This window comes from Bacillus sp. TSO22 (genome assembly GCF_020223595.1).
Taxonomy (GTDB): Bacteria; Bacillota; Bacilli; order Bacillales; family Bacillaceae; genus Bacillus; species Bacillus inaquosorum.
Map to the genome: position 1 here is coordinate 281,569 of NZ_JAHAWO010000009.1, position 24,705 is coordinate 306,273.

Genomic DNA, 24,705 nt, shown 5'->3' on the forward strand with positions numbered 1-24,705 from the left:
ATCACCTCTAAGTTAAAACCACTCTGTTCTAGTGATCGTCCGTTCAATTTCAGGAAAAGAATCGATAAACGCCAAAACGCGCTGCAGCTCTTTTTCTGTTTGAACGCGAGAGGAAGAAACAGCGGCGATTCCAAAGCTGGTTCTTTGCCAAGTGTCTTGAAAGCCAATCTCCGAAATCGAAACATTGAACTTATTTTGAACCCTGGTTACGATCCGCTTCAGAACGGCACGCTTTTCTTTTAGCGATCCTGCGTCATAAATGATGCATTCACACTCCGCAAATCCGATCACGTTCTTTCAATTTCTTGCATGACAAACGCTTCAAGGATGTCACCTTCACGAATGTCATTGTATTTCTTAATTGTAATACCACATTCATAGCCTTGTGAAACTTCTTTCACATCGTCTTTAAAGCGTTTCAGAACGTCTACTTCGCCTTCGAAGATGACGACGCCGTCACGAATTAAACGGAGGCCGCTGTCGCGCGTAATGGTTCCTTCAGTAACATATCCGCCGGCAATTGTACCGATTTTAGATACTTTGAATGTTTGGCGCACTTCTACTTGACCAATTACTTTTTCTTCATATTCAGGATCAAGCATACCTTTCATGGCAGCTTCAATCTCGTCGATTACTTTGTAAATGATACGGTGAAGTCGAATATCTACATTTTCAGCTTCAGCCGTACTCTTAGCATTTCCGTCCGGTCTCACATTAAACCCGATAACAATTGCATTGGAAGCAGATGCCAAGATAATGTCAGATTCAGTAATCGCACCAACGCCTGTATGGATGATTTTCACTTTAACGCCTTCTACTTCAATTTTTTGAAGTGCGGCCGTTAAAGCTTCAGCAGATCCTTGAACGTCAGCTTTTACGATGATGTTGATGTCTTTTACATCACCTTGTTTAATTTGCTCGAATAAGTCATCAAGACTGAGCTTCGCTTTATCGCTGCGCTGCTCTTCAAGCTGTTTCGAAGCACGGGCTTCCCCGACAGAACGAGCTGTTTTTTCATCTTTAAAGACAAGGAATTGGTCTCCCGCTTGAGGGACATCATTCAAACCGGTAATTTCAACCGGAGTTGACGGGCCGGCAGTTTTCACACGGCGTCCAATGTCGTTAACCATTGCACGGACACGGCCGAATGTGTTGCCGACTACGATTGGATCTCCGACATGCAGTGTTCCAGTCTGTACGAGCAATGTCGCAACTGATCCTCTGCCTTTATCGAGTTCCGCTTCAATAACCGTTCCTTTTGCCTGGCGATTCGGGTTCGCTTTCAGTTCCTCAACTTCACTGACAAGCAAAATCATTTCAACGAGTTCATCAATGCCTTTTCCAGTTAAAGCGGAAAGCGGAACAAAAATTGTTTCTCCGCCCCAAGCTTCAGGGACAAGCCCGTATTCCGTCAGTTCTTGCATCACACGGTCAGGATTTGCGGATTCTTTATCAATTTTATTCACAGCAACGATAATGGGAACCTCAGCTGCTTTTGCATGGTTAATCGCTTCTACTGTTTGCGGCATTACACCGTCATCAGCAGCAACAACGAGAATTGTAATATCAGTTACTTCTGCACCGCGTGCACGCATTGTTGTAAATGCAGCGTGACCCGGAGTATCCAAGAACGTAATTTTCTTGCCGTTCTCTTCAATTTGGTAAGCACCGATATGCTGAGTGATTCCGCCTGCTTCTCCTTCAACAACCTTCGTTTTACGGATGCTGTCAAGAAGCGTCGTTTTCCCATGGTCAACGTGACCCATGATCGTAACGACAGGAGGACGAATTTCGAGATCCTCTTCATTATCAGGCTCTTCGTATTTTTCCAGCTCTGTTTCTTCAAGCACAATGACTTCTTCTGTTTCAACACCATATTCTGATGCAATGAGTTCAATTGTATCTTTATCAAGCTCTTGGTTGATGGTTGCCATTACACCAAGAAGCATCAGCTTTTTAATGATTTCTGAAGGCTCTTTGCCAAGCTCTTCAGCCAGTGCGCCGACTGTTAAAGTACCGGAGAACGTAATTTTCTCAGGAAGCTCTTTTTTCGGCTTTACAGGCTTTTGCTGATATTGATTTTTATTGTTGTTGTTACGTTTATTTTTTTTGTTGTTGTTATTCTTCTTGTTTTTGTTAAATTGATTATTCTGCACGTCATTCTTCTTTCCGTCTCGAATTTTATTTGGTTGATTTCCAGCTGATTGCTGATTAACCCCTTGCGGCTGTTTGTTTTTGTTCGTTTCTGCAGGCTTTTGAGATTTAGCGGCTGCGCTTGCGCCGCCTTTTTTATATTTGGCATCAAGCTGTTTAATGGCCTTTTCTTCAAGCATGGCCATATGATTATTCACTTCTAAATCCATGTTTTTCAGTGCGGTCAAAATTTCCTTACTTGAAACATTTAACGCTTTTGCATATTCGTATACTCTCATTTTAGCCATTCGTTCACCCCCAAAAATATTAATCGAGCAAGCTGATCAGCTTATTCGCAAAACCTTGGTCAGTGACGGCGACAACGACACGGGCTTCTTTACCGATAGAGCGTCCAAGAACCGCGCGACTCTCGACTTTTTTATAAGGGACTTTATAATAATTGCACTTGTCGGTTACTTTTTTTGCTGTATTAGATGATGCATCCTCTGTAAGCAGGACAAGCTTTGCACGCGCATTCCTGATTTCTTTAATTACCAAGTCCTCGCCTGACACGACCTTACGAGCTCGATTGGCCAGACCCAGCAAGGGAAACCATTCCATTCCAGACATTTTATTTTTTCACCTTTTCCGCCAGCTCCAGCAATTCTTCGAAAATCTGGTCATCGATTTGTGATTGAAATTGATTTTGCAAAGTGTTTTTCTTTTTTGCTGCTAAGATGCACTCTTTATCCAGCGTTAAATAAGCACCCCGCCCGTTCTTTTTTCCGGTCGGGTCTACTGAGACTTCGCCTTCTTTCGAACGTACAACTCGGATCAGTTCCTTTTTAGGCTTCATTTCCCCAGTCACTACACATTTGCGTAACGGGATCTTCTTGTGTTTATTCACCTAAGGTCACCTCTTATTCATCCGATTCAGCAGTTTCAGGCTCCGTAAAGAGCGGCTCATCGTCTTCTTCTTCAAATTCTCTCGGATAGATTCCAAGTTCTCTTGCGTCCGTTTCGCTCTTAATATCAATCTTCCAGCCTGTCAGTTTAGCAGCTAAGCGTGCGTTTTGTCCTCTTTTGCCAATCGCCAGAGACAGCTGGTAATCAGGAACGATAACAGTTGTCGCTTTTTCTTCTTCATTAACGATGACATCCAGCACTTTCGAAGGGCTGAGCGCATTCGCGACAAATTCTACAGGATCACTGGACCAGTTGACAATGTCAATTTTTTCACCTTTTAATTCATTGACGATCGCCTGAACACGCTGGCCTTTAGGGCCTACGCATGAGCCGACAGGATCCACGTCAGGATCATCTGTGCGGACAGAAATTTTTGAACGGTCGCCGGCTTCTCTGGCAACAGATTTCAGCTCGACAGTTCCATCATAAATTTCGGGCACTTCAATTTCAAACAAACGCTTTAACAGGCCTGGATGTGTTCTTGACACATAAATCTGCGGACCCTTCGTCGTTTTTTCTACTTTTGTGATATATACCTTAATGCGGTCATGAGGCTTGTAGCTTTCATTCGGCATTTGCTCATTAACCGGCAGCAAGGCTTCAATTTTGCCTAAAGACACGTAGATAAACTTATTGTCCAGACGCTGGACAATACCCGTCATGATGTCTTCTTCACGGTCGATAAATTCAGAATAAATCACACCGCGCTCAGCTTCGCGCACACGCTGTGTGACGACCTGCTTCGCTGTTTGAGCAGCTATGCGCCCGAAATCCTTAGGTGTTACTTCGATTTCGACGACATCGCCGACCATATATTCCGGATGGATGCCCTGCGCCTCTTCAATAGAGATCTCCAGTCTTTGATCGTATACTTCGTCAACGACATCTTTTCTTGCAAATACACGGATGGAGCCTGTTTCACGGTTTAAATCCACTCGTACATTTTGCGCTTGATTAAAATTCCGCTTATAAGCAGAAATTAAGGCAGCTTCGATTGCTTCAATGATAATTTCTTTACTGATGCCTTTTTCTTTTTCAAGAATCGTGAGAGCATCTAATAATTCACTGCTCATTTAACGGTCTCCCCCCTTAAAACATTTGTATTCATTAGAATGTAACAGCTAATCTTGCATTAGCTATCTTTTCATACGGAATATTGATCCGTTTCTTTCTTGTTTTGATCGTGATCTCAACTGTCACTGTTTGTCCATCAAATTCAGCCAGTTCACCTTCAAACACTTTAACGCCCTCAATAGGCTCATACGTCTTAATGTACACATTTTTTCCAAGTGATTTTTCGAAATCGGCCTTTTTCTTTAGCGGACGCTCAGCTCCCGGAGATGAAACTTCAAGAAAGTAATTTTGGCTGATTGGATCTGCCTCATCAAGCTTTTCGCTTAAAGCTTCGCTTACTTTGGCACATTCCTCAATATCCACACCGTCATCGGAATCAATAAACACGCGAAGGAACCAGCTTTGACCCTCTTTGACAAATTCAATGTCAACGAGTTCAAGCTGAAGGCTGTCTACGATTGGCTGAGCCATTTCTTGAACGGTGTCAGTCACTTTTTTGCTCATGTTCTTCCTCCTTGTGCTGTCGATCTCATATTCGTCTCGTCACTCTGCATAAAAACCCTGCTTCAAAAGAGCAGGGGCTAAAAAGTAAACGATGAACATGTCGAGACAAAATTCTCTTGTTCAATACAAAAGAGCGGGTTTCCCCACTCTTTGCCTCGGTAATCGTTAGCATTTCCAATAAAACTATACCATAACCATATTTTTATTGCAAATGGATATACGCTTACCTTCATACCTAAGCAAATAACAGAGACTCTAATGTTACGATGGCACTTTTTACGCCTATGTATGCATAGAAGCAGAATTTCCAGAGAAATTCTGCTTTCCATGTTAGAACAGTGACAATTGGTTTTGATCAGGCAGTGATTCCAAGCAGCCATGACGATCTAAATACTCTAGAATCGTTTTTGACACTTTCCCTCTCTTTTGTAAATCTTCTTTCGAGAGGAATTCACCTTCTTCACGAGCCTTTACAATGTTCAGAGCGGCGTTCGTCCCTAATCCAGGAATGGAGTTAAACGGCGGGATAAGACTGTTGCCGTCAATAATAAACTCTGTAGCGCTGGAGCGATATAAATCGACTTTTTGGAATGAATAGCCTCTTTCACACATTTCAAGAGCTAATTCTAAAACAGTGAGAAGGTTTTTTTCCTTCGGTGAAGCATCAAGTCCTTTAGAGTTAATATCCTCCATTACAGCCTTGATTGCTGTAGAACCCTTGATCATTGTATCGATATCAAAATCGTCTGCACGAACGGTAAAATAAGCCGCATAATACAAAAGCGCGTGATGGACTTTAAAGTAAGCAATGCGGACTGCCATTAATACATAAGCTGCGGCGTGGGCTTTCGGGAACATGTATTTAATCTTTTTACAAGAATCAATATACCAGTCTGGGACATTGTTATTTTTCATTTCTTCTTCCCATTCAGGCGTTAATCCTTTTCCTTTACGCACAAATTCCATGATTTTAAAGGCAAGGGACGGCTCAAGGCCCTGATAGATTAAGTAAACCATAATGTCATCACGGCAGCCGATAACCTCACTCAGCTCACAAATATTATTGTGGATGAGCTCTTGCGCATTGCCGAGCCATACATCAGTTCCGTGAGACAAGCCCGAAATCTGAACGAGCTCGGAAAAAGTTGTCGGCTTTGTGTCTTCAAGCATCTGCCGGACAAATCGGGTTCCGAATTCAGGGATTCCAAGAGTGCCCGTTTTACAGCCGATCTGTTCTTCTGTAACACCGAGTGATTCGGTTCCCTGGAAGATCTTCATCACTTCAGGATCATCTGTTGGAATTGTTTTCGGATCAATTCCGCTTAAGTCCTGAAGCATCCGAATGACGGTCGGGTCATCGTGTCCGAGAATATCGAGTTTCAACAGGTTGTCATGAATGGAGTGGAAATCAAAATGAGTCGTTTTCCACTCCGAGCCCGTGGCATCTGCCGGGAACTGAATCGGTGAAAAATCATAAATATCCATATAATCCGGAACGACGATAATACCCCCAGGGTGCTGTCCAGTCGTCCGTTTAACACCTGTACATCCCTGTACGAGCCGATCTACTTCGGCCCCGCGCATGTGAAGGTTATTGTCTCCGGCATAGCCTTTTACATAACCATAAGCTGTTTTTTCTGCAACAGTGCCTATTGTTCCCGCACGATATACATTGTCTTCTCCGAACAATACTTTTGTGTAATTGTGTGCTTGCGGCTGATATTCCCCTGAGAAGTTCAAATCGATATCAGGTACTTTGTCCCCTTTAAATCCTAAGAACGTTTCAAACGGAATATCATGGCCGTCTTTTTTCAAAGGCGTTCCGCAATGAGGACATGTCTTGTCAGGCAGGTCAAAACCGGAACCGACAGAACCATCATTAAAGAACTCAGAATGCTGGCACTCAGAGCATACATAGTGCGGCGGCAGCGGGTTCACCTCAGTGATCTCAGTAAGCGTCGCAACTAATGAAGATCCTACAGAACCACGGGAACCTACGAGATACCCGTCATCTAGTGAACGTTTTACAAGTTTGTGAGAGATCAAATAAATAACAGCGAAGCCGTGGCCAATGATACTCTTTAATTCTTTTTCAATCCGCGCTTCTACAATTTCAGGCAGCTGTTCGCCGTAAATGCTTCTTGCACGCTGATAGCTCATTTCTCTGATCTCTTCATCAGCGCCTTCGATTTTCGGTGTATACAAATCATCTTTAATCGGCTTGATGTCATCAATTAAAGAAGCAACCTTTTGGGTATTGGTGACAACGATTTCCTTCGCTTTTTCTTCGCCTAAGAAAGAAAATGCTTCAAGCATTTCGTCTGTCGTTCTGAAATGCACTTTCGGCAGTTCATGCCTGTTCAGCGGATTGGCCCCGCCTTGAGAGGATATTAAAATCTTTCTGTAGATTTTATCCTCATCATTCAAGTAATGAACATTTCCCGTAGCAACAACCGGTTTATTAAGCTTTTCACCCAGTTTCGTGATATTCGCAATAATTTCTTTCAGCGACTTTTCATCACGGACCAGCTCAAGCTCTAGCAAGTGACGGTACACTTCAGGCGGCTGAACCTCAAGATAATCATAGAATGACGCGACATCTTCAACCTCTTCAGGCGATTTTTGCATCATTCCTTCAAAAACCTCTCCCCTGTCACAGGCCGAACCGATCAGAAGCCCTTCCCTGTATTTCTCAAGCTGAGATCTCGGAATACGAGGTACTCTGTAAAAATAATGAATATGAGAAAGTGACACAAGCTTAAATAAATTTTTAAGCCCCGTGCTGTTCACAGCAAGTAATGTTGCATGATACGGTCTTGATCTTTGATAAGCGTTGGACTGTCCCATATTTTCATTCAGCTCATCATGGTACTGAATGCCTTTTTCAGCTGCGTCCTTCAGCATTTTCAGGAGCAAATAAGCCGTCGCTTCAGTATCGTATATCGCACGGTGGTGCTGTGTGAGTTCGATATCAAACTTTTTACAGAGTGTGTTCAGACGGTGGTTCTTAAATTCCGGATAGAGGAAACGGCCTAGCTCAAGCGTATCAATGACTGGGTTTTTAGCTTTTTCGACTTCAAGAAGCTTTTTATAAGCTACATTTAAGAATCCCATATCAAAGCTTGCATTATGAGCGACAAGGATATCATCGCCGACCCACTCTCTAAACTCTCTAATTACATCTACAACATCCGGAGCGTCGCGAAGCATATCATCGGTGATGCCAGTAAGCTCTATGATTGTGGCTGAAAGCGGACGATGCGGGTTCGCAAACGCCTCAAATTTATCAATAATTTCTCCGCCTTTTACTTTTACTGCAGCCAGCTCAATAATGGTATCGTATACAGCAGACAGTCCTGTCGTCTCGACGTCAAAAACAACATATGTTTCTTCCTCAAGCAGACGATGTGCAGCGTTATAAGCAATTGGCACGCCGTCATCAACAAGATTCGCTTCCATCCCGTAGATCATTTTAATTCCATGCTTCTTGGCGGCAGAATACGCATCAGGGAAGGATTGAACGACAGCATGGTCAGTCAAAGCAATGGCCTCATGCCCCCACTTTTTCGCCTGTTCGACAAGCTTTCCAATCCCCGTCACAGCATCCATTTGGCTCATCGGGGAATGCAGGTGCAATTCCACTCTTTTTTCTCCTTCAGGAGCCGTATCTTCGCGGGTTTTCGCTTTCATTTCATTTACGTCATTTGCGATCATGACGAGATCTCTGACGAAAGTGTCATTTTGAATACTTCCGCGTGCTTTTACCCACATTCCTTTTTTCAGAGACTTCATCAGTGCCGCATCTTCTTTTTCACGTGCAAACATTTTGATTAAAATACTATTTGTGTAGTCTGTAATTTTGAAGATGCATAGCGTGCGCCCGCTTTTCAGCTCTCGGGTCTCCACATCAAACACATAACCCTGAACCGTAATTCTCCGTTCTTCGTCCATGATGCTGTCAAGTGTCCGGATTTCTTCGTTATCTTTAATTTGATAACCGATGACAAGAGGCCCAGATGGCGCTTGATCTTCATCACTTTCTTTGTCTTTCTTCTCCATTTCAATCAGCGCTTGCATGGCCCGCTCTTGGTCTTCTGCAAGCTTTTGTTCCCGAAACTTTTGAACTTCTTGCTCGGATACAAATATTTCGGCATCAAGTTGAAGGTCCGGGAAACCAAATTGACGGTAGCCTGCTTGAATCATGGAACTATATTTGTTCTTAAGAGCAGCCGCTTCCGTATCTGTTTTTGTTTTGACAATCAGTTTATTGCCCTTCAGCTTCGGTTTTTGCTGGTTTAATAGACTGATAATCGGCGGCGAAATGCCTTGCAATTCTTCAATGCAGCGTGACCAGTAGTCTTGTACAAGACTTTCGCTGACCTCTGCATCTTGCACTTCGATTGAAGATGTAACTTTTGCTATGTGGGCAAACGATTGCGTCAGCCTCATTGTTAATGTGTCATATATTTGAAAAGGCAGCAAAGATTTAAATTGAAAATGAAAATGCCAAGACTTAGAGGCTTTGTGTATCGTCAGCTTTTTAATCTCGCCATCTTCAAAGTATGTCATGAAGGTATCATCTGTCATATTAATCTGCTGCAGAAGAATTTGAAACTGCCTTCTGTTGACTGATAACTGTTCCATTCAGACAGTATCCCTCCCTAAAAACATCATAAGTGAAGGTACCTCAGGCAATGAGGTACCTTCTATTATTTCTATTTTAACATGTTTTTTGATAAATCGTTATGGTGATTACTGCTTGCTGATAAATGCAGATAATTCGTCTACTGAAATCTCAGTTGACTCACCCGTTTTGCGGATTTTCACTTCGACAATTCCTTCGTCAGCCCGTTTTCCGACTGTGATGCGGATTGGAAGGCCGATTAGATCTGAATCAGCAAATTTTACGCCTGCGCGCTCAGCACGATCGTCATAGAGCACTTCATAGCCTTCCGCTTTTAAATCAGCATACAGCTTTTCAGCAAGCTCTCTTTGCCCATCGTTTTTCATGTTCAAAGCAAGAATATGAAGATCGTACGGCGCAACGCTTTTTGGCCAAATTAATCCTTTTTCGTCATGATGCTGTTCAGCAATAGCAGACAGCGTTCTTGACACACCGATTCCGTAACAGCCCATCAGCATTGGCTGCGCGCGTCCGTTTTCATCTAAGTATGTGGCATTCATCGCTTCTGAATAGCGTGTTCCGAGCTTAAAGACTTGTCCGACTTCGATTCCTTCCGCAAAGCGGATTGTGCCTTTACCGTCCGGTGAAGGATCACCTTCTTTAATAAATCGAAGATCGGCAAATTCTTTAATTTGCGCATCACGGTTCACGTTGACATTTTGATAATGATGATCTCCTTCATTCGCACCGGCAACAGCATTGACCATTGCTTTCACAGCATGATCGGCATATACTTCAACATCTTGATTGACACCGACAGGGCCGACAAATCCTGGCTCTGTTCCGAGCTGTTGAATGACCTCTTCATGTGAGGCAAGCTCCACAACTTCTGCATGAAGCAAGTTTTTCACTTTAATATCGTTGACTTCATGGTCGCCTCTTACAAGCACTAAGACAAAACGGTCATCTGCTTTAAACAATACTGACTTAATGCAGGCTTCAGCGGAAACCTGTAAAAACGCAGTCAGTTCTTCGATTGTTTTCACGTTAGGCGTGTGAACTTTCTCTAAAGCTTTAGGCTCTTCATCAGAAGGGACTTCTTGATAAAGAACTTCAGCCATTTCGATATTCGCCGCATATTGTGATTCATCAGAATACGCAATTGTATCCTCTCCGATTGCAGAAAGTGCCATAAACTCGTGCGTATCCTTTCCTCCCATTGCGCCTGAATCGGCGATGACAGGTCTTACATTAATGCCGCAGCGGGCAAAAATATTAGAATAGGCCTCGTACATTTTTTGATACGTTTCATCTAAACTCTCTTCAGATGCATGGAAAGAATACGCATCCTTCATAATAAATTCGCGGCCTCTTAACAAACCAAAGCGAGGACGTTTTTCATCTCTGAACTTAGACTGAATTTGATACAGAGTCAGAGGGAGACGCTTATAGGATTTAACCTCATCGCGAACAAGTGAAGTGATAACTTCCTCATGCGTTGCTCCTAAAGCAAACTCACGGCCATGACGATCTTTTAGTCTCATCAGTTCAGGACCATACGTATACCATCTGCCTGATTCCTGCCATGTCTCAGCCTGCTGCAATGCGGGCATAAGCATTTCTACGGCATCAATTTTCTCCATTTCTTCACGAACAATCTGCTGAATGTTTTGAATCACCTTATACGCAAGAGGCATATAGCTGTATACCCCGCTCGTATTCTGTCTGATAAATCCTGCTCTCAGAAGAAGCTGATGACTTTTTGCTTCGGCATCAGCTGGAACTTCACGGAGCGTAGGAATAAGCGTCAAGCTTTGTCTCATTTCTTCGCACCTCTGATTGATTTACTTTTCATTTACAAGAACAGCCGCTGGATATCGTTCCATGTGACGACCAGCATAAGAAGCATTAAGAAAGCTACCCCGATAAACACAACAAATGCTTCTTTTTCTCTGTTAATCGGTTTGCCCCGAATCGCTTCAATAAATAGAAATAACAGCCTTCCTCCGTCAAGTGCCGGAATCGGAAGCAAGTTGACAATCCCAAGGTTAATGCTTAAAAACGCAGCAAACTGGAATAAGTTAACTAACCCCGTTTTCGCCACTTGGTCTGTCATATCATATATGCCGACAGGACCTGACAACATATCAAGTTTAAATTGGCCTGTTACTAATTTGCTTAAGTTGGTTAAAATGGCTTTGGTGACATCAACTGTTGATGTCGCGCCGTAAGCAACTGCTGAGAGAACGCCTTTTTCAGTCGGCGCATAGGAACCGAAACGTCCGATTGTCTTTTTGCTCTCATCTTTCACAGCTTCCGGAGTCACTGAAATATGAAGCGTTTTGTTATCTCTTTTTACTGCAACGTCCATTTCTTTTTCCGGGTTTTCTTTTACAGCGGAGACAATGTCAGTCCAAGACCTCATTTTCTCACCGTTAATGCTTTGAATGTAATCCCCTTCTTTTAGCCCTGCCTCGGCCGCCCTTCCATTGTCAGTCAGCTGCCCGAGCACAGGCTCATTTGAAGGCACGCCTTGAACAAGTCCAAGCATTACTAAAATGACGTAAGCTAAAATAAAGTTCATAATCGGTCCTGCAGCAATCGCTTTAATCCGCTGCCACACAGGTTTGGAACCAAATTGGCGATTATACGGCGCAATCTGTACTTCTTCTCCGTCTACAATGAAAAAGGATGTTTCGCTGACAGTAAAGCTGGAAAGCTCATCCTCTTTCCCCTGTTCATAGCCGGTGATCTTCATGTCATGCTCTAAATCCGCTGTTTCCACTTCAATGACTAAAGCATCCGGGTATTTTTCCTTTTGATTGATGATGACTTTCTCAACTTGATCTTCTTTATTAAAGAGAAGCCCGACCGTGTAACCGGGTTTCACCTCAATCATTTCCGGGTCTTCGCCTGCCATACGGACAAATCCGCCGACCGGAAGCAGCCTGATCGTATAAACTGTTTCATTTTTTTTGAAAGAAAAAATTTTTGGACCGAAGCCGATCGCAAATTCACGGCAGAGAATTCCCGCTCTTTGGGCTAGCAATAAATGGCCCAGTTCATGGAAGAAAACGAGCGTTCCGAAAATAATGATAAACGCTATAACTGTATTCACGAACATACCACCTTATGTGAGTATTGAATTGACGTATCCCCGGGTATCTTTGTCCACTTCTTGAATGTCCGCCAGCCTCGGTTTTTTCATTACCTGATGGCGGGATAGTGCCTTTTCGATACAGTCTTCAATAGCCAAAAACGGTATCTTGCCGGCTAAAAAGGCAGCTACAGCTACTTCATTTGCCGCATTTAGCACTGTCGGCATTGTTCCTCCTATTTTACCTGATTCAAAAGCAAATTGTAAGCATCGGAACCTGTCAAAATCAGCTTTCTCAAAATGGAGGCTGCCGATTTCCCATAATTCAAGCCTTTTCGCATCTGGTAATGGCAACCGGTCAGGATAAGTGAGCGCATATTGGATTGGAACTCTCATATCCGGAGTTCCGAGCTGTGCGATCACACTTTTGTCATGAAACTCAACCATTGAATGGATGATGCTCTCCTTATGTAAAACTACATCAATTTGTTCATATGGTATATCGAATAGCCAATGTGCCTCGATCACCTCTAATCCCTTATTCATCATTGTAGCCGAATCAATCGTAATTTTTGCACCCATTGACCAATTCGGGTGTTTTAACGCATCCTCAACTGTTACTGATTCGAGCTCCTCCCGCGTCTTGTCCCGAAAACTTCCGCCGGATGCCGTAATGATGAGGCGTTCAATGTTTTTAGCCTGTTCGCCTTGAAGGGCTTGAAAAATTGCCGAATGCTCACTGTCAACAGGCAGCAGCGGAACATCATATTTCTTAGCATGTTCTTTTACTATATGCCCTGCAGTGACAAGAGTTTCCTTATTTGCAAGCGCAATTGTTTTTTTCTGTTCAATTGCCTTTAACGTCGGGATAAGACCGACGCTTCCGAGCAAGGCGTTGACAACAATGTCAACCTCCTCCATCACTGCTGCTTCTATCAGTCCTTCTTCTCCCAGCCCGATTTGGCATTCAAAAGAAAAAGGCATTTGTTTTAATTTATGATATGTATCCAGATCACCGACAGAGACAAACTTCGGCTGAAAGGCCTCAATCATTGGTACGGCCTTATCAATATTTCTGCCAAACGACATAGATACCAGCTGAAATTGATCTTGATGCGTACGCAATACGTCAAGAGTCTGTTCGCCGATTGATCCTGTTGCTCCTAAAAGACAAATATTTTTCAAAGCTGCCACTACTCCTATTCTTTTTGCTGCATGATCAGTCTCATATTCATATTAGACTTTTTTATGAAAAAAGGGCAAGCAGAAAGTACAAGAAAGGCATGACAAACAAGAAACTGTCAAAACGGTCTAATATACCGCCATGCCCGGGAAGAATCTTCCCAGAATCCTTTACATCGTAATGTCTTTTCAAGGCGGATTCCACTAAATCTCCAAGTTGTCCGAAAACAGACAAAAACAGCGTGATCAAAAGCAGATAGATATACGGGATCGGAAGATGTGCAAAAAGCTGAAAAATCGTCGCCAGTACAAGTGCGATGACAATTCCGCCTGCAAAGCCTTCCACTGTTTTATTCGGACTGATTTCAGGCCACAGTTTTCGCTTACCAAGCGCTTTCCCGACAAAATATGCACCGGAATCAGTGGACCAAATCACAACACACGCGTAAAAAATGTATGTTAACCCGTATTGGTCAAGATTTCTGATTTCTATAAAATAATGAAAACACATTCCGATGTAAATTGCTGCAAGCGTAATAAACCCGACTTCATCAAAAGTAAAGGTGTTTTTCACCAACACTGTGTAAGTCAGCAAAAGCAGTACCGCAAACAAAGCGATTTCCATTTTTGAAATACCATTCGCTTCAAAAAACGAATACTGGCTTGGCAATAAGAACATCCACAATAATAAAAGACTGATCAAACCCGGCAGTGAAACCAGCTTCAGCTTTTTCATCCGTAAAAGCTCAAAAAGCGCCACACTGCCCATAGCATAAATTAATATGGTGAACGGCAATTTCCCGACAATAACCAAAAATAAAAATACAATTGCTGCCAGAACACCTGTCAAAATTCTTTGTTTCATGTCCACCATCCTCTAAATTCCGCCAAACCTCCGGCCCCTCTGCTGATATTCTCCTAACGCCTGTAAGAAGTGATCCTCTTTAAAGTCAGGCCATAAGACGTCAGTAAAGACAAATTCACTGTAGGCAACCTGCCATAGCATAAAATTGCTCAGTCTAATCTCGCCGCTCGTTCGAATTAAAAGTTCAGGATCCTGCAAAGATTCAGTCATTAAATAATTAGAAAAAAGCGATTCATCAATGTCTTCAATATCCAAAGAGCCTTCCTTCACTTTTTCCGCGAGTGCTTTTGCAGCAGTGACAATTTCAGTACGGCCTCCATAATTGAGAGCAAAATTAAGGATCATTCCGTCGTTTTGCGCCGTATCCTCTACAGCCTTTTCAATCGCACGTAATGTGTGCGCAGGCAAAGCCGTTTCATCTCCTATGATCCGAACCTGTACATTTTCCTCTACAAGCTCTGGAAGATACGTATTTAAAAATTCTTCTGGAAGCTTCATTAAAAAATCGACTTCCATTTTCGGCCTCTTCCAGTTTTCTGTTGAAAATGCATACAATGTCAATACTTTGACACCTAGTTCGTTCGCAAGCTTCGTTGTCCTTTTTACCACCTTCATTCCTTCATGGTGGCCTGCAATTCGGGGAAGAGAGCGTTTTTTAGCCCAACGGCCATTTCCATCCATGATAATGGCGATGTGTTCGGGAATTTCTCCCTTAAGTATGTCTTCTTTTGTATAACGTTCTAAGTTGGAAGCCGCAGTTTGCTGGTTCTTCCAATTTTTGAGTATGTTGAGCATGAGATTCCTCCGTCACCCAAAAAGGTTGCATTCCCTGCTGATAACCGATGTAATCAACAGTATTAACAAAAAAACCCCCTGTAAACATGAGAGGGTCTTTTCACTATTATCTATTGTACATAGTTTTTCATTAAACTTCCATGATTTCTTTTTCTTTGTCTTTTGTGACACTGTCAATTTTTGACACATATTCATCTGTCAGTTTTTGAACGTCTTCAGTTGAAGCACGCAGTTCATCCTCAGTAATGTCTCCGTTTTTCTCAAGTTTTTTGAGATCATCGTTAGCATCACGGCGAACGTTACGGACAGCTACTTTCGCTTCTTCAGCATATTTTTTCACAACTTTTACTAATTCCTTGCGTCTTTCTTCTGTTAATGCCGGAATCGCAATTCGAATCATGTTGCCGTCACTTGTTGGCGTAAGGCCTAAATCAGCTTTTAAAATCGCTTTTTCGATATCGCCGATTGCTGATTTATCATATGGCGTTACAACGAGCATACGAGCTTCAGGCACGTTAATAGAAGACAGCTGATTTAAAGGTGTCTGTGCTCCGTAATATTCAACCGTTACTTTATCTAATAAAGATGGATTTGCACGGCCTGCACGTACTGTAGCCAATTCGCGCTGATAAGCAGCAATTGCTTTTTCCATTTTTTCTTTTGTTTGAGTTAATACTTCTTTTGACACGTTATTTCCCCCTCACGATCGTTCCGATTGATTCACCGATAACGGCACGTTTGATATTTCCTTCTTCCATAATAGAAAAGACGATAAGCGGAATGTCATTATCCATGCATAAAGATGATGCTGTTGAATCCATGACTTCCAGGCCGTCTTTTAGAACGTCAAGATAAGAAAGTGATTCATACTTAACAGCTGATTCATCTTTTCTAGGATCAGCATTATACACACCGTCAACATTATTTTTCGCCATTAAAATAACGTCTGCTTCAATTTCAGCAGCCCGCAGTGCAGCTGTCGTATCAGTTGAGAAATATGGGTTTCCTGTGCCCGCAGCGAAAATAACGACACGTTTTTTCTCTAAGTGGCGTATCGCTTTTCTTCTTATGTACGGTTCAGCAACTTGTCTCATTTCAATGGATGTTTGCACTCTGGACTGGATTCCGAGTGTTTCCAAGCTGTCTTGAAGAGCAAGCGAATTCATAACTGTCGCCAGCATTCCCATATAGTCAGCAGTTGCACGGTCCATGCCCAGGTCACTTCCTGTTTTTCCGCGCCATAAGTTGCCGCCGCCTACTACAACAGCCACTTCGACATCAAGCTCAGCGATTTCTTTCACTTGCTTTGCAATGGATTGAATGACAGTCGGGTTAATTCCGTTACCCTGTTCTCCTGCCAATGCTTCCCCGCTAAGCTTTAATACGATTCGTTTGTATTTTGGTTTTTCCATGATAACCTCCAAGTGTAAACATTGCCGTTTTCTATTATGCAAGAGAAAAAAAGGTTTGTAAATATAGTTTTAAAAATAGGGAACACAAAGTGTGTCCCCTATACTGCCTGAAAAGACGCGACTTGGCCGCGAAATCTTTTCGCCATTATTTTTTCACTTGGTTCATTACTTCTTCAGCAAAGTTTTCTTGACGTTTTTCGATGCCTTCTCCAACTTCATAGCGGACATAAGTTTGAACAGTTGCGTTTTTCGCTGCAACAACTTGTTTCACTTTTTCATCTGGGTTTTTAACGAACGCCTGGTCTAAAAGACAAATTTCTTCGAAGAATTTGTTCAGACGGCCTTCAACCATTTTCGCTACGATGTTTTCAGGTTTGCCTTCTTGAAGGGCTTGCTGAGTTAAGATTTGACGCTCATGGTTTGCTTCTTCTTCAGATACTTGATCACGAGAAATGTAACGAGGGTTAACCGCGGCAACGTGCATTGCGATATCTTTCGCAGTTTCTTCGTCAGTTGTACCGTTCAGAACAGTTAATACGCCGATGCGGCCGCCCATGTGAAGGTAAGCACCGAATGCAGAGTTTTCGTCTTTTGTAAGAACTGTAAAGCGGCGAAGAGTGATTTTCTCACCGATTTTAGCAACTGCGCTTGTGATGTACTCTTCAACAGTAGAGCCGTTTTCCATTTTTTGACCCATTGCTTCTTCAACATCTGCTGGAGTATTTGCAAGAAGGTGATCAGCTAAAGTGTTAAGAAGCTCTTTAAAGCCTTCGTTTTTCGCAACGAAGTCAGTTTCAGAGTTTACTTCTAAAATAACACCTTTGTTGCCGTCAGTTTTAATAAGAGTAGAACCTTCTGCTGCGATACGGTCAGCTTTTTTCGCTGCTTTCGCAATCCCTTTTTCTCTTAAAAGGTCAATTGCTTTGTCCATATCTCCGTCAGTTTCAGTTAACGCTTTTTTACAATCCATCATGCCCGCGCCAGTTTTTTCACGCAGTTCTTTTACTTGCTGTGCAGTAATTGCCATTTGTATTCCTCCTTATATGTTAAACAAGAGTATGTATCTTACACATTTTTCTTGAAAAAAGGTGATAAAAGGCAGTCCCTCTTATCACCTTTTGAATAGGTTACGCAGTTGTTGTTTCTGTTTCTGGTGCAGTTTCTTCAGCAACTTCCGCTTCTTCTTCGCCTTGCTTCGCTTCTAAGATTGCATCTGCCATTTTAGAAGTTAGAAGTTTAACAGCGCGGATAGCGTCATCGTTCGCTGGGATTACAACATCGATTTCATCTGGATCACAGTTAGTATCTACGATACCGATGATAGGGATGTTTAATTTGCGAGCTTCCGCAACAGCGATGCGCTCTTTGCGAGGATCGATGATGAATAATGCATCAGGAAGATCCTTCATATCTTTAATTCCGCCTAGGAATTTTTCAAGACGCTCTAATTCTTTTTTCAATTGAACGACTTCTTTTTTAGGAAGTACATCAAACGTACCGTTTTCTTGCATTTTTTCAATGTCTTTAAGACGTTTAATACGTTTTTGGATTGTTTCAAAGTTTGTTAATGTACCGCCCAACCAGCGTTGGTTGACATAGTACATGCCAGAGCGCTGAGCTTCTTCTTTAACAGAATCTTGAGCTTGTTTTTTTGTTCCGACGAAAAGGATTTTTCCGCCTTCAGCAGCAAGATTTTTAGTGAAGTTGTAAGCTTCCTCTACTTTTTTGACTGTTTTTTGAAGGTCAATGATGTAGATTCCGTTACGCTCCGTGAAAATGTAACGCTTCATTTTTGGGTTCCAACGGCGTGTTTGGTGACCGAAGTGAACACCAGCTTCAAGCAATTGCTTCATAGAAATGACTGACATGTTATTTCCTCCTAATATAATGGTTTTTTTCCTCCGCTTAGGTCATTTTTGTGCAGAACTGCCGCCTGCAGCACCCTCTGCATAAATCGTTAAGCGTGTGTATTTAACACCAAGACATAATATAACACAGCTTTATCCGACAATCAAGAATCCTTTACACCTTTGGAGCGAAATTTTAAAAATAGCTCGATTTCTGTTTTTCCACTCTTCAGTTTCTGGGCAATTTGACTAGCCGAATACCCCTGCTCATATAATTCTATGACCTGGTCTTCAAATGATTGGACATCGCTGTTTACGCTCTCTTCCTGACGCTCAACCGCAGTAATCAGACCTTCAATATGTTCAGGAAGATTCTCTTCTTCTTGAACTGCATCCCGCTCTGAATATTTTTCAGAGTGCTGAAGGTCTGGCTTTTTGGTTTCTTCCTCAGTTTGACTTGAAGGTGGACCGGTATTTTCTATCAGTTTCTCATTTTCTTCTTTTAATTCAAGAAGAAATGCCGCCAAGGTGTTTTCCGTCTCTTCAAGTATCTTCTTTTGCTGTTTTTCTGTTTCTTTCACAGCCGCGAGCCTCGTATACAGAATAATGACAGCGTACAAAAGAGCGCCGTGGAGCGTAAAGCTTAAAAGCCATAATAGTGTTGACATGTTTTTCACTCGCTAACCATGAAATTCATTATTGAATCACTTTTTCCAGCAGATTTTTTAATTTAAATAGTGCCTTTGAATGGATCTGTGATATGCGGGACGTAGATAGATTTAATACTTGTCCGATTTCTGTCAATGTCAACTCCTCTTTGTAGAACAAACTGACCACCAGCTGTTCTTTTTCAGAGAGTTCGTGAATTTTTTCGGCAAGCTGTGCAATCAGTTCATCCTTCATAATCTTTTCTTCAGGCGGCACATTTTTGTCATCTCTGATCATGACCTGAATGTTTTCACCGTCATCTTGATCATGGAGCTTTTCATCAATTGACAGCAGATTTGCAAAAAAACCTTCATTCATTGTTGACACTACATCCTGTACCGTCATTCCGAGTTCCTCTGCAATTTCTGCGGGCGATACGTTCCGAAGATAGCGCTGTTCAAGCTTTTCAATTGCTGCTTCAACCTTCTTTGTTTTTTCACGTGAGGTTCTGGGCAGCCAATCTTCTTTACGAAGCCCGTCTATGATTGCGCCGCGAATTCTAAACGAGGCGTAGGTATCAAATTTTAAGTCCCGGCTGGGGTCAAATTTTTCAAGGGCATCATATAAACCAAGCATACCAAGGCTCATAAGATCGTCTTTATGCACTGATTTAGGCAGTCCGACAGAAATTCTGCCTACATGATATGTGACAAGCGGCATGTAACGGCGCATTAAATCGTCACCGGCTTTAGGATCTTTCCACTCTTTCCAGCGCGTCCAAAGCACCTGATCTTCATAATTCAAGGATTGCATTGTTATCCCCCTAATACCTTAATTAAATCGTTTTTTCACCTTGTTTAACAGTTCGAATATGCAGCATGCAGGACTTCGGTTCAAATTCTATCGTCCGGCCGCTTGAGCCGCCTGTATCTTCACTCATAATAGGAATATTATATAAAGACAGCTGTTCCTTTATCGCTAATACATTTCTCGGTCCGATCTTCATCAAATCATTTGTTGATTTAAACTTAAACATTTCTGACCCGCCCGCAAGCTTTGCTTTTAATGCAAATTTCCGGCAACCCGCTTCTACCAGCATATCAATCGTGGTCTTTACGGCGGTGTCAGCATATTTAGCCCGATTGAGTTCGGCAGTTTTAGATAACGTTGAATCCGGCAGCATAACATGGACAAGGCCCGCCGTTTGCTTTTCTTTATCATAAAGCACCAGCCCCACACATGATCCCAAACCAGATGTCCGGATGGTGTCCGGGAAGCGGGCGATCTTCACGTCAGCAATTCCTACCTTTACAACAACAGCCTCAGTTGTACTCATAATGATGCACCCAAGGCGACAAAGAGCTTTTCAAATGAATCATAGTCCGGCAGCATAAACATATGCGCTTTCAGCTCCTGCTGATGGCTTTGGTCAAAAATCGACGTGTCGACAACAATAGCGTGTTCTCCAACCTGACTGAGCTCCATCAGCCCTTCGCTGATCACAGCGCCGAACATATCCAATGAAACTTCAGGAACACTAGGATAAAGCTGTAGTTTCGTCAAATCCGCCAAGGCCGTTAAATATGATCCTGCTAAAATATTGCCCAGTTCATGCAAAGCGGATGAGCTCATATGGTCTTCACTTAAGTCCTCTATATCAAAATCGGGGTTTCCAATCAGCTCTCTGATAAACTGCTCCGCCTGATAAAAAGGCATTATAAAGAACATCGAACCCGTTAAATCGCCTTCCATTCTTAAAAAGATGCTGGCAACCGGGATATCAGCGCCTCCGAAAAAATCGACAAGCTCATCGAAAGACAGCAGCTTTGCAAACGGGACTTCCATATCTATCTTTCTATTTAACAGCTGGGCCATTGCAGAGGCGGAGTGGCCGGCGCCAATATTGCCGACTTCCCGCAAAATGTCCATCTGCTCTTCTTTGATTCCATTAAAAATACTCATGTCATAACCCCTTTAAGATTAAGCTTGATCGGGCACAGCGGACTGAGATGATTCTTTATCCAAAACCGCGTTCGCATCAATAATATTTAATAGCCTGTTCTCTTGCTTCACAATCTGTTTGATCGACACATCCGTATCTTTCTGGATGCTTTCTGGAGCGGATTCGATTTCACTTTCGTGTACGGTGATCACATCATTGGCTTCATCCACAATCCAGCCGACTTCAGTATCGCGATAAGCAATAATGATAATTCGTGTTTCATCCGTAATTTCATACTCTGGCAAATTCAGGCGCTTTCTTAAATCAATAACCGGAGTCACCACTCCGCGCAAATTGATTACCCCGCAAATATATGGTTCGACGCCAGGCACTCTCGTTGGTTTTTGCCATTTTTCAATTGATTTCACCTGAGTGACAGAAATGGCATATTCTTTGCCATTTACCACAAAGACAATCATTTTTTCGCCTGTTTTAATTTCTGCAGTCATGTGAGACACCTCCTCGAATGGTTAAATAATCAGTGCATTACAATCAATAATAAGCGCTACTTCTCCGTCTCCTAAAATAGTAGCTCCGGAAATTGCAAAGACGTTTGTTAAATAATCTCCGAGTGATTTCAGCACAACTTCCTGCTGGCCAATAAAGGAGTCCACCACAAATGCAGTAGGTTTGTCGCCTTTTTTCACGACAATGATATGGAGCTGTTCCGCATCTTGTCTTGAATCTTCTATTTTAAACTCTTCTTTTAAATAAACGACAGGGACAATGTGTCCTCTAAAGTCAATCACTTCACGGTCATGCGTTTGCAAAATGTCTTTTCTATCAATAACTGCTGTTTCAATGATTGAAGAAATCGGAATGGCAAATGTCTCTTCTTCCAATTTAATCAGCAGTACTGAAATAATGGACAATGTAAGCGGAAGCTGGATGCTGAACAAAGAGCCTTGACCTTCTACAGATTTCACACTGACTGAACCGCCAAGAGACTCCAGTTTATTTTTCACAACATCAAGTCCGACACCGCGTCCGGAAATATCAGAAATTTGATCAGCAGTTGAGAACCCTGGAGCAAAAATCAATTCGTAAATTTCATTGTCTTCTAAGGTTTCAGCTTCTTTTTCCGTAATGACCCCGCGCTCAAGCGCTTTTTCAAGAATTTTTTTGCGATTAAGGCCTGCACCGTCATCCTCTACTTCAATAAAGACATGGTTGCCGCTGTGATAGGCTTTAAGCACAACTTTTCCTGATTCTGGTTTTCCCTTTTGCAAACGTATTTCCGGCGACTCGATACCATGGTCAATACTGTTTCTGATCAAGTGAACGAGAGGATCTCCGATTTCATCAATTACTGTTCGATCCAGTTCAGTTTCCGCACCGATGATCGAGAGTTCGATTTTTTTATTCAGCTCTTTTTGAAGCTGGCGAATCATTCTCGGGAACCGGTTAAAAACGGTTTCAACCGGAACCATTCTCATATTAAGAATAATCGATTGCAAATCTCCGGAAATTCTCGTCATTCGTTCAACCGTTTCAGTCAATTCATTGTGCTCAAGCTCTTTTGCAATCTGCTCGAGACGCCCGCGGTCAATGACAAGCTCTTCAAATAAGTTCATTAAAGAATCAAGTCTGTCAATGTTGACACGAATTGTTTTAGATCCGCCGTGCTTCGCCTGTTCATCGTTTTTAGCAGGCTGTTTTTGTTTCTCCTGCTTCACAGGTACAGCTGCTGGTGAATCTGCCGGCTTAGATTCTTCCGGCTTTTCTGCTGATGTTAAAGGAGCCCCTTGAATGACTTCAACATGCTCAATTTCTGAAACGCCATTGATCAATTGTTCAATCTCTTCCGCTGATTGATGTGTTAAGAAGCAAACTTGAAAGTCAGTGCCGAAATCTTCGGTTTCAAGCACTTCCGCACTTGGGATTGTTTTCGCTACTTCTCCGACTTCATTAAGCTTTTCAAACACCATATATACACGAACTGCTTTTAACATACAGTTTTCGTTCAGAGAAATCTTGATTTCATATCGTTTGAAGCCTTGCTCCTCCGCTTCTTGTATGACAGTCCGTTCAAATTCGTCATATCCCCAATCAGATGCTAAATTTTCTGCTACTGCAGGTTCCGCAGAGGCAGCCGTTTCAGCGTGCGCACCATTTACATCAAGCTTTGCGCTCACTTCTGAGATATCTCTTTTACCATCCCCGCCGTCAATAATGGACTGAACCATAGCTTCCAGGTGATCCAGAGCTTCAAACAAGATATCCAGCCAGTCTGAGGTAACTGCCATATCTCCGTTTCGGATTGCATCCAGCACGTTTTCAAGCAGGTGGGTTAGATGTGCTAAATCCGTATAGCCCATCGTTGCGCTCATTCCTTTTAATGTATGGGCAGCCCTGAAAATATCATGAACGAGCTGAAGGTCAGTCGGGTCTTTCTCTAAAAGGAGAAGCTTTTCATTACATGTTTGTAAATGTTCTTTACTCTCATCAATAAAGACATCTAAATACTGATTCATATCCATTTGAATCACACCCTCTCTTTTTTCACACAGCTTGTGATGGATGCTGCGATATCTTCCACATGTTTAATCTCATGAATGAGGCCCGCTTTAACAGCAGCTTTCGGCATCCCATATACGACACAAGATTCTTCAGACTCCGCAATGGCTTTCACATTGCCGGCCGTAAGCATGTCCTTTAGGCCGGCAGTGCCGTCACTGCCCATTCCGGTCATGATGACCGCTACTTTTTCATAGTCTGCCAGTTTACCGACAGAACGGAATAAATAATCGGCTGATGGCTTATGACGGCTTGGCGTATCGAGATTATCAAGAACGATCTGGAGTCCTCCGCTATTTTTGATAACGGATATGTTTTTTCCGCCCGGTGCTATGTAAACACAGCCGTTAAGAGCTGTTTCGCCATCTTTTGCTTCTTTTACTTGAATGTCGGATAAATGATTCAGCCGCTCAGCCAAAGAAGCAGTAAAGCCTTCAGGCATGTGCTGAACAACAACCACTGGTGCGTTCAAATCCTTAGGGAGCTTCGGTATCACCTTTTGTAAAGCCCTTGGCCCGCCTGTTGATGTGCCGATGCATACAATTTGTCTGCCTGTGCCGGGTTTCGGTTTGCTTAATTCAGGCTTTACAGCACGTACTATAGGGTCAGGCCGAACTGCCTGTGAAGCAGGATGTTTCCGCTTGCCGGAAAGTCCAGCCGCGACGACACGCTCAACTAATTGTTCTTTAATTTTGTACAAATCCAGAGATATTGAGCCTGATGGCTTTGTGATAAAGTCAAAGGCACCGATCTCTAAACAATTAATTGTGCACTCTTTTCCTTTCTCGGTCTGGCTTGACACCATGATGACCGGCAAGTTATAAATCTCAATGATTTTGCGCAGTGTGTCTGTCCCATTCATGACCGGCATTTCAACATCAAGAGTAACAACATCCGGCTTTAGTAATTTAATTTTCTTAAGCGCTTCTTCTCCGTTTCTCGCAGTTCCGATTACTTCTATCTGCTTTTCCTCGGTTAGAAAATCACTTATCATTTTTCTCATGAAAGCTGAATCATCAACTACAAGCACACGAATCAA

At 42.6% G+C, this 24,705-nt stretch carries 23 protein-coding genes; all 23 read right to left on the minus strand.

Annotated features, from left to right (window positions below; translation table 11 throughout):
• Positions 1–12: 12 nt before the first annotated feature.
• The 23 genes from KHQ79_RS09920 to cheB all read right to left on the minus strand — a co-directional run bounded on the left by KHQ79_RS09920 (position 13) and on the right by cheB (position 24,705).
• Positions 13–291: a DUF503 domain-containing protein gene (locus KHQ79_RS09920; RefSeq protein WP_003238492.1), complete on the minus strand. Its 279-nt coding sequence runs from the start codon at positions 289–291 to the stop codon at positions 13–15.
• Positions 288–2,441, minus strand: coding sequence for a translation initiation factor IF-2 (gene infB / locus KHQ79_RS09925; protein WP_003238494.1), 2,154 nt, complete (start codon positions 2,439–2,441; stop codon positions 288–290). The genes KHQ79_RS09920 and infB overlap by 4 nt, the downstream gene beginning before the upstream one ends.
• 19 nt (positions 2,442–2,460) lie before the next feature.
• Positions 2,461–2,763 carry a YlxQ family RNA-binding protein gene (locus KHQ79_RS09930; protein ID WP_003220946.1) on the minus strand — a complete coding sequence of 101 codons (303 nt, stop codon included), beginning with the start codon at positions 2,761–2,763 and terminating at the stop codon, positions 2,461–2,463.
• Between the two features lies 1 nt (position 2,764).
• Complete coding sequence (gene rulR / locus KHQ79_RS09935) at positions 2,765–3,040, minus strand: glucose-induced regulator RulR (RefSeq protein ID WP_064813803.1); 276 nt, start codon at positions 3,038–3,040, stop codon at positions 2,765–2,767.
• Between the two features lie 13 nt (positions 3,041–3,053).
• Entirely contained in the window at positions 3,054–4,172 is a 1,119-nt protein-coding gene (nusA, locus tag KHQ79_RS09940; RefSeq protein ID WP_225515021.1) for a transcription termination factor NusA, read from the minus strand.
• Positions 4,173–4,206: 34 nt separating this feature from the next.
• On the minus strand, positions 4,207–4,677 hold the full coding sequence (gene rimP / locus KHQ79_RS09945; RefSeq protein ID WP_003220940.1) for a ribosome maturation factor RimP: 471 nt from the start codon (positions 4,675–4,677) through the stop codon (positions 4,207–4,209).
• A gap of 330 nt (positions 4,678–5,007) precedes the next feature.
• Complete coding sequence (locus KHQ79_RS09950; protein ID WP_225515023.1) at positions 5,008–9,321, minus strand: PolC-type DNA polymerase III; 4,314 nt, start codon at positions 9,319–9,321, stop codon at positions 5,008–5,010.
• A 108-nt stretch (positions 9,322–9,429) separates the two neighbouring features.
• Entirely contained in the window at positions 9,430–11,124 is a 1,695-nt protein-coding gene (gene proS, locus KHQ79_RS09955) for a proline--tRNA ligase (RefSeq protein WP_225515024.1), read from the minus strand.
• Positions 11,125–11,156: 32 nt separating this feature from the next.
• Positions 11,157–12,425, minus strand: coding sequence for an RIP metalloprotease RseP (rseP, locus tag KHQ79_RS09960; protein WP_133487465.1), 1,269 nt, complete (start codon positions 12,423–12,425; stop codon positions 11,157–11,159).
• A gap of 6 nt (positions 12,426–12,431) precedes the next feature.
• Positions 12,432–13,583: a 1-deoxy-D-xylulose-5-phosphate reductoisomerase gene (dxr, locus tag KHQ79_RS09965; RefSeq protein ID WP_225515026.1), complete on the minus strand. Its 1,152-nt coding sequence runs from the start codon at positions 13,581–13,583 to the stop codon at positions 12,432–12,434.
• A gap of 61 nt (positions 13,584–13,644) precedes the next feature.
• Complete coding sequence (gene cdsA, locus KHQ79_RS09970) at positions 13,645–14,454, minus strand: phosphatidate cytidylyltransferase (RefSeq protein WP_080010796.1); 810 nt, start codon at positions 14,452–14,454, stop codon at positions 13,645–13,647.
• Positions 14,455–14,457: 3 nt separating this feature from the next.
• Entirely contained in the window at positions 14,458–15,240 is a 783-nt protein-coding gene (locus KHQ79_RS09975; protein ID WP_060398636.1) for an undecaprenyl pyrophosphate synthase, read from the minus strand.
• Between the two features lie 130 nt (positions 15,241–15,370).
• Positions 15,371–15,928 (minus strand): ribosome recycling factor, encoded by a 558-nt coding sequence (frr, locus tag KHQ79_RS09980; RefSeq protein WP_003238508.1) that lies wholly within the window; start codon positions 15,926–15,928, stop codon positions 15,371–15,373.
• Between the two features lies 1 nt (position 15,929).
• Positions 15,930–16,652 carry a UMP kinase gene (gene pyrH, locus KHQ79_RS09985; protein ID WP_003238510.1) on the minus strand — a complete coding sequence of 241 codons (723 nt, stop codon included), beginning with the start codon at positions 16,650–16,652 and terminating at the stop codon, positions 15,930–15,932.
• Positions 16,653–16,797: 145 nt separating this feature from the next.
• Positions 16,798–17,679, minus strand: coding sequence for a translation elongation factor Ts (gene tsf, locus KHQ79_RS09990; protein ID WP_003238511.1), 882 nt, complete (start codon positions 17,677–17,679; stop codon positions 16,798–16,800).
• A 100-nt stretch (positions 17,680–17,779) separates the two neighbouring features.
• On the minus strand, positions 17,780–18,520 hold the full coding sequence (gene rpsB, locus KHQ79_RS09995; protein WP_003220918.1) for a 30S ribosomal protein S2: 741 nt from the start codon (positions 18,518–18,520) through the stop codon (positions 17,780–17,782).
• Positions 18,521–18,663: 143 nt separating this feature from the next.
• Positions 18,664–19,167 carry a DUF6115 domain-containing protein gene (locus tag KHQ79_RS10000; protein ID WP_225515028.1) on the minus strand — a complete coding sequence of 168 codons (504 nt, stop codon included), beginning with the start codon at positions 19,165–19,167 and terminating at the stop codon, positions 18,664–18,666.
• A gap of 28 nt (positions 19,168–19,195) precedes the next feature.
• Positions 19,196–19,960, minus strand: coding sequence for an RNA polymerase sigma-28 factor SigD (gene sigD / locus KHQ79_RS10005; RefSeq protein WP_003220911.1), 765 nt, complete (start codon positions 19,958–19,960; stop codon positions 19,196–19,198).
• Between the two features lie 22 nt (positions 19,961–19,982).
• Positions 19,983–20,483, minus strand: a complete 501-nt coding sequence (gene cheD, locus KHQ79_RS10010; protein ID WP_019258413.1) for a chemoreceptor glutamine deamidase CheD — start codon at positions 20,481–20,483, stop codon at positions 19,983–19,985.
• Entirely contained in the window at positions 20,480–21,109 is a 630-nt protein-coding gene (gene cheC, locus KHQ79_RS10015; protein ID WP_019258412.1) for a CheY-P phosphatase CheC, read from the minus strand. Before cheC ends, cheD begins: the two co-directional genes overlap by 4 nt.
• An 18-nt stretch (positions 21,110–21,127) precedes the next feature.
• A complete protein-coding gene (cheW, locus tag KHQ79_RS10020) occupies positions 21,128–21,598 on the minus strand; it encodes a chemotaxis protein CheW (protein ID WP_003238516.1) in 471 nt (156 codons plus the stop codon).
• A gap of 21 nt (positions 21,599–21,619) precedes the next feature.
• Positions 21,620–23,629: a chemotaxis protein CheA gene (gene cheA / locus KHQ79_RS10025; RefSeq protein ID WP_225515030.1), complete on the minus strand. Its 2,010-nt coding sequence runs from the start codon at positions 23,627–23,629 to the stop codon at positions 21,620–21,622.
• Between the two features lie 5 nt (positions 23,630–23,634).
• The gene (gene cheB, locus KHQ79_RS10030; protein ID WP_003238518.1) at positions 23,635–24,705 is read right to left on the minus strand and encodes a protein-glutamate O-methylesterase CheB; all 1,071 of its coding nucleotides are present in this window, start codon (positions 24,703–24,705) and stop codon (positions 23,635–23,637) included.

What these genes read in the sequence shown, in the direction of transcription:
- infB (WP_003238494.1), bottom strand. Translation starts at nt 2,441, where the DNA reads ATGGCTAAAATGAGAGTATACGAATATGCAAAAGCGTTAAATGTTTCA.
- KHQ79_RS09930 (WP_003220946.1), bottom strand. Translation starts at nt 2,763, where the DNA reads ATGTCTGGAATGGAATGGTTTCCCTTGCTGGGTCTGGCCAATCGAGCT.
- nusA (WP_225515021.1), bottom strand. Translation starts at nt 4,172, where the DNA reads ATGAGCAGTGAATTATTAGATGCTCTCACGATTCTTGAAAAAGAAAAA.
- rimP (WP_003220940.1), bottom strand. Translation starts at nt 4,677, where the DNA reads ATGAGCAAAAAAGTGACTGACACCGTTCAAGAAATGGCTCAGCCAATC.
- KHQ79_RS09950 (WP_225515023.1), bottom strand. Translation starts at nt 9,321, where the DNA reads ATGGAACAGTTATCAGTCAACAGAAGGCAGTTTCAAATTCTTCTGCAG.
- proS (WP_225515024.1), bottom strand. Translation starts at nt 11,124, where the DNA reads ATGAGACAAAGCTTGACGCTTATTCCTACGCTCCGTGAAGTTCCAGCT.
- rseP (WP_133487465.1), bottom strand. Translation starts at nt 12,425, where the DNA reads ATGTTCGTGAATACAGTTATAGCGTTTATCATTATTTTCGGAACGCTC.
- cdsA (WP_080010796.1), bottom strand. Translation starts at nt 14,454, where the DNA reads ATGGTGGACATGAAACAAAGAATTTTGACAGGTGTTCTGGCAGCAATT.
- KHQ79_RS09975 (WP_060398636.1), bottom strand. Translation starts at nt 15,240, where the DNA reads ATGCTCAACATACTCAAAAATTGGAAGAACCAGCAAACTGCGGCTTCC.
- pyrH (WP_003238510.1), bottom strand. Translation starts at nt 16,652, where the DNA reads ATGGAAAAACCAAAATACAAACGAATCGTATTAAAGCTTAGCGGGGAA.
- tsf (WP_003238511.1), bottom strand. Translation starts at nt 17,679, where the DNA reads ATGGCAATTACTGCACAGCAAGTAAAAGAACTGCGTGAAAAAACTGGC.
- rpsB (WP_003220918.1), bottom strand. Translation starts at nt 18,520, where the DNA reads ATGTCAGTCATTTCTATGAAGCAATTGCTTGAAGCTGGTGTTCACTTC.
- KHQ79_RS10000 (WP_225515028.1), bottom strand. Translation starts at nt 19,167, where the DNA reads ATGTCAACACTATTATGGCTTTTAAGCTTTACGCTCCACGGCGCTCTT.
- sigD (WP_003220911.1), bottom strand. Translation starts at nt 19,960, where the DNA reads ATGCAATCCTTGAATTATGAAGATCAGGTGCTTTGGACGCGCTGGAAA.
- cheD (WP_019258413.1), bottom strand. Translation starts at nt 20,483, where the DNA reads ATGAGTACAACTGAGGCTGTTGTTGTAAAGGTAGGAATTGCTGACGTG.
- cheC (WP_019258412.1), bottom strand. Translation starts at nt 21,109, where the DNA reads ATGAGTATTTTTAATGGAATCAAAGAAGAGCAGATGGACATTTTGCGG.
- cheW (WP_003238516.1), bottom strand. Translation starts at nt 21,598, where the DNA reads ATGACTGCAGAAATTAAAACAGGCGAAAAAATGATTGTCTTTGTGGTA.
- cheA (WP_225515030.1), bottom strand. Translation starts at nt 23,629, where the DNA reads ATGGATATGAATCAGTATTTAGATGTCTTTATTGATGAGAGTAAAGAA.